The sequence below is a fragment of the Rheinheimera sp. UJ51 genome (assembly GCF_020819615.1).
In the GTDB taxonomy this organism is placed as follows: Bacteria; Pseudomonadota; Gammaproteobacteria; order Enterobacterales; family Alteromonadaceae; genus Alishewanella; species Alishewanella maricola.
Map to the genome: position 1 here is coordinate 66,911 of NZ_JAJHOG010000003.1, position 12,940 is coordinate 79,850.

General features: G+C 47.0%; 10 protein-coding genes. 4 read left to right on the top strand and 6 right to left on the bottom strand.

All coding sequences use genetic code 11. The annotated features are described in order from the left end of the window. Positions 1-396: 396 nt before the first annotated feature. The gene (locus tag LMJ53_RS04360; RefSeq protein WP_229584969.1) at positions 397-3,522 is read right to left on the bottom strand and encodes an efflux RND transporter permease subunit; all 3,126 of its coding nucleotides are present in this window, start codon (positions 3,520-3,522) and stop codon (positions 397-399) included. Positions 3,523-3,524: 2 nt separating this feature from the next. Continuing rightward, positions 3,525-4,580, bottom strand: a complete 1,056-nt coding sequence (locus LMJ53_RS04365) for an efflux RND transporter periplasmic adaptor subunit (protein ID WP_229584970.1) — start codon at positions 4,578-4,580, stop codon at positions 3,525-3,527. A gap of 220 nt (positions 4,581-4,800) precedes the next feature. Between LMJ53_RS04365 and LMJ53_RS04370 the strand changes: the two genes are divergently transcribed. The 4 genes from LMJ53_RS04370 to LMJ53_RS04385 all read left to right on the top strand — a co-directional run bounded on the left by LMJ53_RS04370 (position 4,801) and on the right by LMJ53_RS04385 (position 8,483). Beyond that, a complete protein-coding gene (locus tag LMJ53_RS04370) occupies positions 4,801-5,466 on the top strand; it encodes a DUF2982 domain-containing protein (protein WP_229584971.1) in 666 nt (221 codons plus the stop codon). 57 nt (positions 5,467-5,523) lie between these two features. Beyond that, on the top strand, positions 5,524-5,859 hold the full coding sequence (locus LMJ53_RS04375) for a hypothetical protein (RefSeq protein ID WP_229584972.1): 336 nt from the start codon (positions 5,524-5,526) through the stop codon (positions 5,857-5,859). A gap of 155 nt (positions 5,860-6,014) precedes the next feature. Then, entirely contained in the window at positions 6,015-7,619 is a 1,605-nt protein-coding gene (locus tag LMJ53_RS04380) for a FapA family protein (protein ID WP_229584973.1), read from the top strand. A gap of 165 nt (positions 7,620-7,784) precedes the next feature. Next, the gene (locus tag LMJ53_RS04385) at positions 7,785-8,483 is read left to right on the top strand and encodes a DUF2884 family protein (RefSeq protein WP_226749852.1); all 699 of its coding nucleotides are present in this window, start codon (positions 7,785-7,787) and stop codon (positions 8,481-8,483) included. Positions 8,484-8,531: 48 nt separating this feature from the next. Here LMJ53_RS04385 and LMJ53_RS04390 read toward each other — a convergent pair whose 3' ends face one another. The 4 genes from LMJ53_RS04390 to LMJ53_RS04405 form a co-directional block, all read right to left on the bottom strand. After that, positions 8,532-9,584 (bottom strand): succinylglutamate desuccinylase/aspartoacylase family protein, encoded by a 1,053-nt coding sequence (locus tag LMJ53_RS04390; protein WP_229584974.1) that lies wholly within the window; start codon positions 9,582-9,584, stop codon positions 8,532-8,534. Then, positions 9,584-10,501 carry a 30S ribosomal protein S6--L-glutamate ligase gene (gene rimK / locus LMJ53_RS04395; protein WP_229584975.1) on the bottom strand — a complete coding sequence of 306 codons (918 nt, stop codon included), beginning with the start codon at positions 10,499-10,501 and terminating at the stop codon, positions 9,584-9,586. Before rimK ends, LMJ53_RS04390 begins: the two co-directional genes overlap by 1 nt. Positions 10,502-10,589: 88 nt before the next feature. Further along, positions 10,590-11,939 (bottom strand): magnesium transporter, encoded by a 1,350-nt coding sequence (mgtE, locus tag LMJ53_RS04400; protein ID WP_226749855.1) that lies wholly within the window; start codon positions 11,937-11,939, stop codon positions 10,590-10,592. A gap of 12 nt (positions 11,940-11,951) precedes the next feature. After that, positions 11,952-12,914, bottom strand: a complete 963-nt coding sequence (locus tag LMJ53_RS04405) for a magnesium transporter CorA family protein (RefSeq protein ID WP_229584976.1) — start codon at positions 12,912-12,914, stop codon at positions 11,952-11,954. Between the last annotated feature and the right edge of the window lie 26 nt (positions 12,915-12,940).

Below are 12,940 nucleotides of genomic sequence, written 5' to 3' on the forward strand. Positions count from 1 at the left end.
CGTGGTATTACGCGGTCTTATTGATATCATTTCAATGCAATTATCCCTTCGTGTTGTGGCTCTTTCTATCGCACCACTGACACATGAATAACGGGCTGACAATGCTGTTTTAACCCTGTTGTTCAATGCATGGCGCGGCTCTTTCTATCGCACAACTGTCACATGAATAACGGGCTGACAATGCTGTTTTAACCCTGCTGTTCAATGTATGGCGTGGCTCTTTCTATCGCACCACTGACACATGAATAACGGGCTGACAATGCTGTTTTAACCCTGCGGTTCAATGTATGGCGTGGCTAAGTTAACGGATGCGCGCAGCATGTTAACTTAGCTATCCAGACAATAAAAACGGGAGCCTTAAGCTCCCGTTTGTGATCAATCAACGGCAGTTAGGCCTTATTTTGGCACCACCTCGTCAGCGGCGTGCTCATCAGGCGCGGCTAATTCGAGTTCTTCTAGCTTACGACTAATCGAGCGTGGTGAACCTGTATTGCGTGCAATAGCAATATAGACCACCGGTACCACATAGATGGTTAATAAGGTTGCTAAGGCAACGCCGGCTAAAATAACCATACCTATAACCATGCGGCTTTCAGAGCCAGGGCCGGTTGCCAATACCAGCGGTAAGCTACTCATCACCGTAGTAAAAGCGGTCATCACGATTGGGCGCAAACGTTGCGCTGCAGCACGTTTCACGGCATCTTCAAACGCCACTCCGGCATCGCGTAATTGGTTAGCAAATTCCACAATCAAAATACCGTTCTTCGCCACTAAACCGATCAGCATCACTAAACCGATTTGGCTATAGATGTTCAGTGTCATGCCGGCAAAGTAAAGGCCTGACAAGGCACCCACTAAGCCAAGAGGCACCGTGACCATGATCACCAGTGGGTGAATAAAGCTTTCAAATTGTGCGGCTAACACCAAATAAGTGATAATCAGTGCTAACACGAATACCAGTGCTGTAGAGCGACCGCTTTCTTGATAGAGTAACGACTCGCCTTTGTAGTCAACACCCACAGTGTCATTGATATCCGTTTTGACGATATTTTGCAGATACTCCAGTGCTTCGCCCAGGCTGTAACCCGCCGCCATACTGCCTGTGATGGTAATCGAGCGCATCCGGTTGTAACGGTTTAGGCTAGAAGCTGTGGCTTCTTCACGTAGCGTCACTAAGTTATCTAAAGGAATTAACTCGTTGCTACGATCCGAGCGAATATAAACGTTACTGATTTTGGTTGGCGCGCGGAAGTCATCGTCTAAGCCTTCGATAATCACATCGTATTCACGACCACGGTCTAAGAAGGTGGTGACGCGGCGGCCACCGAGCATGGCTTCCAGTGAGCGGCCAATGGCACCTACCGACACGCCTAAATCACCGGCGCGATCAATGTCGATATCAACTAAGATCTGCGGCACGGTTTCTTTATAATCATGATCCAGCATGATTAAGTTCGGGTTTTCAGCGGCTTTAGCCAGAATAATGTCACGCCATTGCGCTAATTCTTCATAGGTATTGCCTTGAATAACGAACTGGATTGGGCGATTTCCGCCGCCACCGCCGCCTAAGCCACTGCGCATAAACGTAAAAGCTCGCACGTCAGGCAGTTCGTTTACTTTGCTGCCTATTTCCGTGAGTAAATCTTGAGTCTTGCGTTTGCCGTTATACCAGTTTTCAGTACCAACAATGGCGATACCACCGCTGTTACCCCAACCAGGAACGCGCAATAGCATCCGAGTCAGCTGCCCATCCTCATAATAAGGCGTTAAAATATCTTCAATTAAGCGCATATTGCGGCTGTTGCTTTGATAACTTGCCCCTTCGGCGGGGCTCATCATCACGAAGAAGGTACCGCGATCTTCTTGCGGCGCGAGCTCGCTTGGCAGCATTCTGACTAATTGTACACTGGCGACAAAACATAACGTGACCACCACCAAGACCGGCCAACGCTTGGTGCACACTACGGCAAGTTGACGTTGGTAAGCGCTTTCTAGCTTGGCAAATGCCTTGTGTAACCAAGTGCCAAATCTACTTTCACGTTTGCGGTGCGACAATATTTTGCTGCAAAGCATCGGTGATAAGGTGAGTGCGACCACACTGGAAAACGCTACGGCAGCGGCCACCGCCAGCGCAAACTCGGTAAAGAGTTTACCTAGCTCACCTTGCATAAAGACAAGTGGTACAAACACCGAGATCAGTACTAACGTGGTTGCCACTACAGCAAAGCCAACTTCACGCGCACCACGATAGGCTGCCAGTAACGGCGCTTCACCTTGCTCAATCCGCCGATAAATATTTTCTAAAACGACGATAGAATCATCAACGACTAAGCCGATAGACAGCACCATGGCTAGCAAGGTCAGCAAGTTAATTGAAAAATCTAATGCATAGAGCACGGTAACGGCCGAGACTAGGGCAACCGGTACGGTAATCGCTGGAATAAAGGTGGCACGGATATTACCCAAGAACAGGAATATCACTAAAATAACCATGCCCATGGCAATACCTAAGGTGTTGTATACCTCTTTAATAGACTCCGAGATAAATACTGAAGAATCATAGCCTGGCTCAATGGTCATGCCTGCCGGGAGATTGACTTTAATCTTTTCCATTTCCGCGCGGGCATTGCGAACCACTTCCAGGGTATTAGCTTTAGATTGTTTAATAATGCCGATACCGAGGATGTTTTTACCGTCGCTGCGAAATTCACCTTCTTCATCTTCAGCGGCCAAGCTGACATCGGCGATTTCTGATAAACGAACTAAGTAATTGTTCGCTCCGCGTTTGACCACTAAGCGTTCAAAATCTTGTTGCGAGCGGAAAGAGCGCACCACGCGCACGGTAAAATCACGGTCAAAGGATTTGATATTACCGGCGGGTAATTCGACGTTCTCAGCACGTAAAATAGATTCAACATCTTGCACGGTGACGCCACGCGCCGCCATTGCATCGCGGTCTAACCAGATACGCATAGCGTAATCGCGTGAGCCACCGAATTGCAAACGGGCCACGCCATCTACCACTGAAAAACGCTCAGCAATATAACGGTTAGCGTAATCGGTTAATTCCAGCGTGGTCATGTTTTCGCTGTTTAAGACAAACCAGGCAATGGTATCTTCGTCTGAGTTTGCTTTGAATACTTCTGGCGGATCCGCTTGATCCGGCAGGTTGTTCAGTGCCCGAGACACGCGTTCACGCACATCATTAGCGGCTGCATCAATATCACGTTCAACGTTAAATTCAATGGTGATACTTGAGCGGCCATTACGGCTGCTGGAGTTTATATTTTTAATGCCCTCGACACCGCTGATGCGATCTTCAAGCAATTGCGTGATCTTACTTTCAACAATTTCAGCAGAAGCACCTGGGTAATTAGTATTGATACTGACTACCGGTGAATCGATATCAGGGTATTCACGCAGTGGCAGCATGCTGAAACAAACGATACCGAAAATCACCAATAAGATATTAATTACAGTGGCAAAAACCGGTCGTTTAACGGAGGTATCAGATAACCACATCCTTAACCTCCAACTTTATTGATGGTAATGCCGTTGCGAACCTTTTGTACGCCCTCAACAATCACTTCATCGCCTTCTCGTAACCCAGACAAGATCTCTACCCAACCTGGAATGCGCTGGCCAATTTCGATTTCTTTTTGCATCACTTTGTTATCCGCATCGACCACATATACATATTGACGGTTTTGCTGGGGTACTAAGGCTTTTTCAGAAATACGTAACACTTCACGGTTTTCAAGTTGTAAGCGCACAGACAGTAACATCCCTGGGCGCAGTTTTAAGCTTGCGTTGTCAATTTCACCATGCACGGTTACCGAGCGCGTGACCGGATCTAAACGCGTATCAATGGCCGAGACTTTGCCGCTGAAGGTTTCGTCCTGATAAGCTACGTTGGTAACGGTTAAGGGCATACCTAAGGCCACTTCTGAAAGATAGCGTTCTGCGACACTGAATTGCACGCGTAGCGTTTGCATATCATCGAGGCTAGTAATCACAGTGCCAGCATTGATGTAAGCCCCTTGGCTAACTTGGCGTAAACCTAAAAAACCGCTGAAAGGCGCACGGATGGTCATATCGTTCAGCTGCTTGCTGGCGATGTCCAGTTGCGCTTGCGTGCTGTTTACGCGGCTTTGTTGTTCATCCAGCATCGATTGGGCGGTGGCTTGGGTTTTGGCTAAGTTCTTCAAACGATCCAACTGCCGAGATTGTTCTACCAACACGGCTTTTAACTCGGCCACACGGGCTTTTTGCTGAATGTCACTGAGTTTGGCAATGATTTCGCCTTTATTGACTTTTTTGCCTTCACTGACGTTCAGTTCAATTAAGAATTCGCTACTTGGCGCAATGAGTTGAATGGAGTTATTGGCAATGCCGGTGCCTATGGCGCCGACTTCGCGACTCATTTCATGTCTTTCAACTTGGGCCGTTTTAACCGAAACTGCGCCGCCAGGTCCACGACCGCCGTCTTGAACTTGTCCGGATTGCCAGAACAAAAAGCCAACAAAACACAGTAATGCTAACAAAATGAACCATATTAATCGTGAATGTAATTGCGCCAAGGGAACTCCGGAACGTTAAGAAAAATCATCTTGGCTATTGTATGGAATTATCGACCTGTCAGATTCCCTATTATCGCAATCTGACTACACTTGGTCGTATCAGAACGATTTTTCGGCAAATCTGAACCGTTATTGTGGCTGAAATATAGTTTTAGCTGGCTTAAACCAAACAAACACTGGCAGACTATAAAGCAAAGAATGCGGGAAAGGGGAGAGCATAATGAGCAAATTAGCGCTAGCGGGTTCAGCCAGCAGTGGCGGAGCCAAACTGTTGCTGCTGAGTGTCGGCACATTGTTTGTGCTTTTTATCTATACCTTATTATTGGCCGAACAATTTAATTGGTTGCTAGCGGTGGCGTATATAGCCAGTTTTATGGGGATTTTTATTGGTTGGGCAAAATTAGCAGAGCCCAAATACAGTATCGATTGTGATGAACTGGGCGTGCATTATCATCATCGTGCCGGCAGCTGGCTATTGCCATGGCAAGCCTTTAGTTACAGTGCCGTGCCAAGCATTGGCGGCGAAGATCTGGCATTTATTGGTTTTAAAGTGACGGATTATGATGCGGTATTAGCAAAATTGCCGTTACGTTTAGCCGTGAAAATTATGACTGAGCAACGGCCTATTTTTTTAGAAGCCATCAAGCAAAGCTGCAGTATCGGCCAGTGCGCAACAGAGTTACTGCGTGAAAAAGATCATTTTAGCACTGCTAAGCAGCAGTATGATGGGGTCAAAGCGATTTTTGCCCAACGTATGCAGCGTATTACGGCGGCTTGTGGCTTTGAATTGTTAGTGCCAGTTAATGCAGAACCTGCTACTGTGCGCAAATGGTGTCAGGATATTAATCGGTTACGACTGCAACAACTGCATCCCGATGATAACTAGACACTTGTGTCGTGGTGTATAATAATACATCCATACTAGTTAGCTGGCAGGGTTGAAATGAGTAGTTATGACAAAGCATTTTTGGTGAGTGGCCGTAACACCATTATTCATAAAAATAAGAAGTTGGATTTGATTATCATCAATGATGATACTAACCCAACGCTGATCGTCACTCGGCATGGCGTTAAGGTATTTGAAGATGAAGTGCCAAGCAGTCGCTTAGAAGCTAAAGAGCAATACATGGAGCTGGTTGATGTGTCCAGTATTGATGTATTTGGTGAAACAAAAACATTGTTGTTTATCCAAGCGTTAAATAACAAAGAATATAAAATTGATTACACCAAAAAAGACACCGATATGTTTATTCGTTTACACCAGGATAATTATATCTAAAGCGCTGTATTTCACCCTATAACCCTGCTTTATCGCAGGGCTAATGCTATTGTTAGACTGTGTCATGTTTCCTTTTTGTTTTATCTTTAACCTGAGATAACGGGTTACCTATGCATTTTACTGAGCACAAACTTAAAATAATAATAAAGGTGCCGGTGTCTGCTACTGCTATCAGTGCCGATCTGATCCGCAAAGCATTAATAGACGCAGGTTATGGCCGCTGTTTTGTGCTGCAAGCACAAATCGACGCCTTGCTAGCCGAATACGCCCCCTTGTGTAAACAAGTTCAACAACAGACTTTGCTTGAAAATAGCGAAGAGCTGGTTTATCCCATTGCTGAAAAACGCCCAGCAGAAGTGACTTTTCAATTATCTGAAGACAAGATGTCAGCTACGGCGACCGTTACTGCGGCGTATGGCGGCGCGCCATTGGCTGCCAATGCATTGGTGAAAGCGGCGCAAGAGGCTGGCATTGTTTTTGGCTTTCAAAAAGAGCAGATTATACAATTGATCCAAACCAGTAGTCAGGCAGAGCCTGGTGCGCAGCTACAGGCTGAAATTGCCATCGGCCGACTGGCTAAGGATGGTTTGGATTCCCGTTTTGATCCATTAATTCCTGACATGGTAGTAAGACGTAAGCGACCACAGGTCGATTCTATTCATAAAGTGGACTTGCGTGATTTTGGCAGTGTCCCTTCTGTCGTTGCCGGCGATCCTTTGATGCGCCGCTTACCCCCCACGCTAGGTGAGGCGGGCTATACCGTGACCGGCGAAAAAACGCCGGCTGAACCTGGTAAGATTATCGAATGGCAATTAGGCAGTGGCGTGGCGCTAAGTAGTAATGACCCGAACCTATTGCTGGCGAAGCAAGAAGGGTTACCTCGCTCAATTGAGCATGGTGCAACCGTAGATGACGTTTTTAATACCTCACAAGTCGATTTAGGCTCAGGTCATATCATTTTTAAAGGCTCAGTAGTGATCACCGGTAACGTCGCAGCCGGTATGAAAGTGCTGGCAGGTGGCAATGTTTACATCAAAGGTGTCGTTGAAGGGGAATTGATCGAAGCCGGTGGTGATGTGGTGATTGATGGCTCTATTATTGGCCATCAAGTCAGTGAAGGGGATCAACATTTTACGACGGTTGTTAAAGCCAAGGGCGATATTCATTGCGCGTTAGCACAATACTCTGAATTACATTGTCAGGGGGCACTCTTTGCCAGTAAATACTTAATGCACTGCAAGGTCGAAGCCAAAACGGTTTTGGCGGGTAGTGAGGATAAAATTAACGGCAAAATTGTCGGTGGTCATTATCTGCTGGCTAATGGCCTTAGTTGCGGTCAACTCGGTTCGCCGTCGAATAGTCCGGTGATGATTCAATTAAACCGCTTAATTACGCCTTTACTGGAACAACAACGCTTACTTCGAGAGCAGTTGGTGTTGAGTCGACATGAGCTTGAAGAGTGCAAAGCACAAATTGAGCAACTACGTAAAGCGTCCGCGGGTAAAGGTGATCCGCAATTACAAATGTTTGAACTGGACTTTCAGCAACAACGAGAGTTGGTTAAAGCGTTGATCACTGAGGTAAAAGCTCTTGAAGAGCAGCGCCAACAAATTTTGCAAACCTTAGAAATTAAGGTTACGCAGCAGTTGTTTTCTGCCGTTGAAGTGCAGTTTGGACCACAGAGTGTGCGTACGCGACGTGAGCATAGCCCTTCTCGAATTAAGATCAGTGAGGGGCGTCCGCTGATTGAACCCTTGTAATATAGCCGCAATGCGACCAGCTGGAGCTACTTTGCGTTAATAGGTCGTGTAATATGTCTGCTTTTTTTCTATGCTATACCGGTATTCAATAACTGAGCTTTTGCGGTGCCTTTACTTCTCGTTTTGCTGTTATTATTTTGTTTTCCGGCTGCAGCCAATTGTAATATGGCATTTCGTTATGGCGTATTAATCTCGCCTGAGCATATTCGTATGATGCAAAATAATCGTACGCACGTGCAAATCAATCATGATCAGCAATTGTTTGTGCGCGGTGAGTTGCAAACACTCAGTGAAGAAGAGCAGCGCTTACTGCAGCAATATGCCGAAGGTTTACGTAAGTTCGTGCCTGAGATTGTCAGCTTAGCCGTCGATGGTGTTGAAGTGGGGTTATCCAGTATCGAAGCCATGTTAGCTGGCGTGGGTAGTCAATCGCAGCAAGACGAGTGGCGCGCGCTGATCCGGGAAACAACCTTTCAATTTTTATCGCGTTTTGTGCGCAGTGGCGACCACTTTTATCTGGCGCCGCAAAGCTTGAACGAGTTAGACAACTTTCTTAATCGAGAACTCAAACCGCAGTTAACCAGCTTAGCGCGGCGCACTGTCGGTGCTGTGTGGGGCGCATTACGCGATGCGTTACGTCAATCAGATAACAACTTTGAGCGAGCCGAAACTCAAGATTGGCAGTCTGTGAATCAATTGATGGAAAAGATCACCTTGGGTATGGACGAAAAAATGGTCGAGCTTGAAGCGAAATCAGCCCTGTTTTGCCAACGCATGCGCGAGCTTGACCATATTGAATCAAAACTGCAAAAGCGTATTGCCAGCCTTGCGCAGTTTGATGTGGTGGTTGAAAAGCCCGAATAGCCGTGGGCGACTTAGACGGACTATTTACCTCAGGCGCTGTAACGGCGCTTATACCACGCCATACTCATCTTGCAGCGATACCGGCATCGAGTTATCGACTTCATCACTGATCGCATCCAGCGTCTTTTCCGCTTCTTCCAATGAGCTGACTTCGGCAATATGAAACAACGCCTCACCTTCATTGACTAGCGGTAAGTTATTGCGGCCAATCACCACTCCCGCTAAGGTGGCGTGAATAGCCACTTCAAAATCAGAGTAGGGTGAGTAAATATGAGCCAGTAAATCACCTTGCTGTACCGTTTGCCCCAGGCTGACATAATAGCGGGCGATACCATCGTGCTCAGCTCTCACCCAGCTACTTTTTTTAGTAAACAGTGAGTCTGTTTTTTTGCCTCTTTTTAAGCGACTCAGCATACCGAGATCTTGCATCACGTTAACAATGCCACGCACGCCGATTTTAATCGATTGCTCGTCGAAGCGCAGTGCTTCACCCGCTTCATATAACAAAATGGGAATGCCCATATTATTTGCCGTGCCGCGCATGGTGCCATCACGTGTAGCGGCTTTGACGATAATCGGTGCGTTAAAGCTCTCTGCCATGCGCAGCGCCATTTTATCTTTGGCGCTGGCGCGAACTTGTGGCAGGTTTGCCCGATGGATGGCCCCCGTGTGCAAATCGATGGCATGGCTGCACTTTGACAACACTTGATTGGTAAATTGGAATGCCATGCGGCTACCCAGCGAGCCTTTTTCGCTGCCGGGGAAACTGCGATTAAGATCGCGCCGATCGGGCAGGTAACGTGATTGCTGCACAAAGCCATAGGTGTTGACGATAGGCACGACGATTAAGGTGCCTTTGAGCCGACTTAACCTTGGCAGTTTAAGCAAACGTCGACAGATCTCGACCCCGTTTATTTCATCACCATGCAGGGCCGCCGTGATTAACAACACTGGCCCTTCTTGGCGGCCATGCACCACATGTGCGCCGATATTCAGCTCTGTGTGGGTATAAAGCTTACCAAAGGGAATATCCACTACCGCGCGTTCCCCTGCAGCGATATAGGTATTGGCCAGCATAAAAGGGGGACGAGTTGTACTCATTAGCCGGTGCCTTTAGTTTTAGGGGGTTTTTTGCTTTGATGGCTCGCAACCTTTTTTTCTAGATAGCGAATGATCATGCCGGCCACATCTTTTTCGGTGGTGGTTTCGATGCCTTCTAACCCCGGTGAGCTATTGACTTCCATGACCACCGGGCCATGATTAGAGCGCAGTAAATCAACACCCGCTACATCTAAGCCCATGGTTTGCGCTGCCGCTAAGGCGGTTTTACGCTCTTCTGGCGTAAGGGTGATCTTAGTGGCACTGCCGCCGCGATGTAAGTTTGAACGAAACTCGCCGGCTTTAGCTTGCCGTTTCATCGAGGCCACGATTTTATCGCCCACCACGAAACAGCGAATATCAGCACCGTTCGCTTCGCGAATATATTCTTGTACCAAGATATGCGCGTTTAAGCCCATAAAGGCATCAATCACGCTTTCTGCCGCGGTGCGGGTTTCGGCTAACACCACGCCAATACCTTGGGTACCTTCTAACAGTTTAATGACCAGCGGCGCACCGCCGACCATGTCAATTAAATCGGGAATATCACCGGGCTTATCCGCAAAGCCCGTGATCGGTAAACCAATACCTTGGCGTGCTAATAATTGTAATGAGCGTAATTTATCGCGAGCGCGGCCAATGGCGACTGATTCATTTAGCGAGTACACGCCCATCATCTCAAATTGGCGCAGTACTGCGGTGCCATAAAAGGTAATTGAAGCACCAATGCGCGGGATCACCGCGTCAAAGCGCTCGAGCACATCACCTTTGTAGTGAATCGAGGAATTACTGCGGTTAATGTTCATATAACACATTAACGGGTCGAGCACTCTGACCTCATGGCCAGCGTGAGTAGCGGCTTCTACCAATCGTTTGGTGGAATACAGCTCAGCGTTACGCGACAAAATCGCTATCTTCATAAAGGCTCCTGCCTGCTCGCCAGGTTGGCGCAGACACTAAACACCAGGGGACTGACAATCGGTCGATTGTCAGGAATTAGGCAGGCTATTATGCCAGTAAAAATAGCGAACCCAGCCCTAGGAATGCAAAAAAACCGACGACATCGGTCACGGTGGTCAAAATAACTGAACCCGATAAGGCCGGATCAATTTCCAGTTTATCTAACCAGCGAGGAATAAAGACACCGCAGATAGCCGCGATAATAATATTGATAATAATCGCCACACCAATAATGCCGCCAATCAGCCAACTACCAAACCAAAAGAACGTGATCACCGCGATAACGATTGACCAAAGCAAGCCATTTAATGCGGCAACGCCAATCTCTTTGCGCAGTAGCGCAACATAGGTTTGTTCAGTAATTTGTTCGAGCGCCAAACCGCGGATCATCAGCGTTAGCGTTTGACTGCCCGCAATGCCACCCATACTGGCGACAATAGGCATCAGCACGGCCAAGGCGACCACTTCTTGTAATGTCGCCTCAAATAAGCCGATAGTCCAAGCGGCTAAAAATGCGGTAAGTAAATTAATGCCGAGCCACACCGCGCGGCGTTTGGCACTAATAAAGACCGGTGCGAATAAATCTTCTTCTTCATCTAAACCGGCGGTGTGCATGAATTGGCTTTCTAGGCTGCGCCTCACATTCTCTAATGCTTCACCTATGGATAAGCGGCCCAGTAATTTGCCCTCGGCAGAAACGACCGCTAGGGCGGTATACCCAGAGCGAGAGACCATATCTGAGCCTTGGTCTAAATCTAACTGACCATCAACGACCGGGGCTTCATCATCAATAAAGCTTTCAATCGGCAAATGGCTACCGCGACCCAGCAAGCGGCTGGCGGAGACTTGTCCGGCATAGCGGCCGGTGCGGTCAATCACAAATAAGGTTTCTTGGTATTCAGCGTCTTCAGGCAAACTTTGAAACAGCCGAATGGCATCACGCACACGCGCGTTTTTATTTAAGATCAGTAAGTCATGATCGGCATAACGACCACACTGATCTTCATCATAGGTTAAAGCGATCTCTAGCCAACGACGTTGACTGGCGTCTAGGCGCGAGCAGGCATAATCGTAAAGGCGAGGGGGCAATTCTTCCAATAACTCAAGTAAATCATCAACTTCCATTTCCTCAACGAGGGTGCGCAGTTGTTGATCATCGAGTTGTTTGAAAATGTTTTCACGCGCATCGACCCGCATATGGGTCAAGGCACTGACTTGATCTTCTGCCGCTAAGCCGAGCCAACAGTTTAACCGCTGCTCTAGCGGCATAGACTCTAATGCTAACGCTAGCTCAGACGGTTCTAATTCGGTTAACCGAGTCAGCAGCTGATTTAATTCGTCTTCATCGAAACTGTCACGAACAATTTCTTCAATATCAAGATGTTGGCTCTCTACCATACAGACTCCTTGTTACCACCAATTCTTGAACTTAAACCAGATTAGGCTACCCAGCCCGACAAAAAACATCACGATTAAGGCAATAAAATAACCATTTTTATGCATCAATTCTGGCATATTAGCAAAATTCATCCCATAAATGCCGGCAATAAAGGTTAAGGGAATAAAAATCGTGCTGACCATGGTTAACACTTTCATGCGTTCGTTAATTTGATGCGACGTTGTCGACATATAACCATCCACTAAATCGCTTAGCTGATCATAATACATGTCGGTCATGGAGTGCAGTCGTTCAAATTTCTCATAAAAGTCACGCACATCAGTGCTAAGAAACATTTTACTCATTGGATGCAGTTCTTCGTAACTGGCTTCGGCAAAAATATCTTTTTGGTAAGCCAAGTTGCGACTGACTTTGCGTAATACCGATCGGTAGCGCATCATGGTCGACATCAGTTCATCGTCACCTTTTTGCAGCATAACATCTTCGAGCTCACTTAATTCGTCCTCAAAAATCAGCAGCTTTCCTAAGTAGCTGGCCGATACGGCAAGGATAACTTGCTTAACCCAATCGCTGACGGTGGCATTTTTTTTCTCTGCTAATTGCGGTTGTAATTGGCTGGCGAGTAAAGGATCGTGACATTGAATTTTACTGATCAGAATATCGCGAGAAAATAATAAATTGATCTGTGCGCTTTCGGTCAGCTCGCTAAAGTCAGGATCGGCATAACCCCGTAAAATCAGTAAAGAAAAGTCGTCTTGGGCTTCAAACTTAGGCGGATGACGCTGGCGTGTAAAATCTTCTAACATGGTTGGCGCAATCGCCAATTTCTGCATCACATGCAGCTCTTCTTCAATACTCGCCTCAGATAAATCGATCCAGATCGGGCTGGTAAATTGAAAGCCATCAGATAAAGCTTTTAACTTTCGTTGTTGCCAAGTAGCCGATTCGTGATCAAAAAAATATAATGTAATCATGCAGGACCTTATTGGTTTTTTGTTTT

What these genes read in the sequence shown, in the direction of transcription:
- LMJ53_RS04360 (WP_229584969.1), bottom strand. Translation starts at nt 3,522, where the DNA reads ATGTGGTTATCTGATACCTCCGTTAAACGACCGGTTTTTGCCACTGTA.
- LMJ53_RS04375 (WP_229584972.1), top strand. Translation starts at nt 5,524, where the DNA reads ATGAGTAGTTATGACAAAGCATTTTTGGTGAGTGGCCGTAACACCATT.
- LMJ53_RS04385 (WP_226749852.1), top strand. Translation starts at nt 7,785, where the DNA reads ATGGCATTTCGTTATGGCGTATTAATCTCGCCTGAGCATATTCGTATG.
- LMJ53_RS04370 (WP_229584971.1), top strand. Translation starts at nt 4,801, where the DNA reads ATGAGCAAATTAGCGCTAGCGGGTTCAGCCAGCAGTGGCGGAGCCAAA.
- rimK (WP_229584975.1), bottom strand. Translation starts at nt 10,501, where the DNA reads ATGAAGATAGCGATTTTGTCGCGTAACGCTGAGCTGTATTCCACCAAA.
- LMJ53_RS04405 (WP_229584976.1), bottom strand. Translation starts at nt 12,914, where the DNA reads ATGATTACATTATATTTTTTTGATCACGAATCGGCTACTTGGCAACAA.
- mgtE (WP_226749855.1), bottom strand. Translation starts at nt 11,939, where the DNA reads ATGGTAGAGAGCCAACATCTTGATATTGAAGAAATTGTTCGTGACAGT.
- LMJ53_RS04390 (WP_229584974.1), bottom strand. Translation starts at nt 9,584, where the DNA reads ATGAGTACAACTCGTCCCCCTTTTATGCTGGCCAATACCTATATCGCT.